Source organism: Treponema sp. SP13, from assembly GCF_050938355.1.
GTDB classification, from domain to species: Bacteria; Spirochaetota; Spirochaetia; order Treponematales; family Treponemataceae; genus Treponema_D; species Treponema_D socranskii.
Map to the genome: position 1 here is coordinate 1 of NZ_JADOVM010000014.1, position 1323 is coordinate 1323.

1 rRNA gene is annotated in these 1323 nt (G+C 55.8%); it reads right to left on the minus strand.

Features of this window, described 5'->3' with window-relative positions:
* Positions 1-1323: ribosomal RNA gene (locus IZU26_RS12980) — 23S ribosomal RNA — on the minus strand; the annotation flags it as partial.

The window sequence follows — 1323 nt, forward strand, 5'->3', positions numbered from 1 at the left end:
GAATCGGGTATCGGATTGTGAACCGATTTCCCATCGACTACGACTTTCGTCCTCGCCTTAGGGGCCGACTTACCCCGGGCAGATTGCCTTTACCCGGGAATCCTCAGGCTTTCGGCGGACGGGAATCTCACCCGTCTTTTCGTTACTTGTGCCTGCATTCTCTCTTCCGCTTCCTCCAGCGCCCCTCACGGGTACGCCTTCTCCGGTTAGCGCAATGCTCCCCTACCGCCCGCATCACTAGATGCGGACCCGCGGCTTCGGTATAACGCTTAGCCCCGTTACATTGTCTGCGCACGCCTGCTCGACCAGTGAGCTGTTACGCACTCTTTTAAGGAATGGCTGCTTCTGAGCCAACCTCCTGGCTGTCTGTGCAAGCGCACCTCATTTCACACTGAGCGTTATTTCGGGACCTTTGCCGTCGGTCCGGGCTGTTTCCCTCTCGACTATGAACCTTGGAGCACACAGTCTCACTCCCATGCGTTGGCGGATGGCATTCTGAGTTCGATTGGTGTCGGTAGACTGTGACGCCCCCTATCCCATCCGGTGCTTTACCTCCTTCCGCTTTGCATGAGGCTGTCCCTAAAGGCATTTCGGGGAGAGCCAGCTATTTCCAGGTTTGTTTAGCCTTTCACTCCTAATCACAGGTCATCACTACCTTTTTTAACAGATTACTGTTCGGCCCTCCAACAGGTTTCACCCTGCCTTCAGCCTGCCCATAATTAGATCACCTTGGCTTCGGGTCTGCGACACGCGACTTTTCGCACTTCTCACACTCGCTTTCGCTCCGGCTCCGGATCTCCCAACCCTTAGCCTCGCCGCGCATCGCAACTCGCAGGTTTATTCTACAAAAGACACGCCACAACGCTCACGCGCCGTGACATCTTGTCGGTTTGCGGTTTCAGGTTCTCTTTCACTCCCCTCACCGGGGTTCTTTTCGCCGTTCCCTCACGGTACTCTTCGCTGTCGGTAGCTGTCTCGTATTTAGCCTTGGATCGTGGTCGACCCGGATTCAAACAGGGTTTCTCGTGCCCCGCTCTACTTAGGTACCGCACCATGGAGTCCGATATCTTTCGCATACGCGGCTTTCACGCTGTCTCGCGCGCCTTTCCAGACGCTTCCGCTAAATATCGGTTTTCTCACCAACTCCACGGGTCATCCCCGTGCGGCCCTGCAACACCCTACAAAGGGTTTAGGCTCCTGCGCGTTCGCTCGCCGCTACTTGCGCAATCTCTTTTGATTTCTCTTCCCGCGTTACTTAGATGGTTCACTTCACGCAGTATCGCTCCGCCGCAGTATCTTCTTCCCGCGCGCGGTGTATGCCTT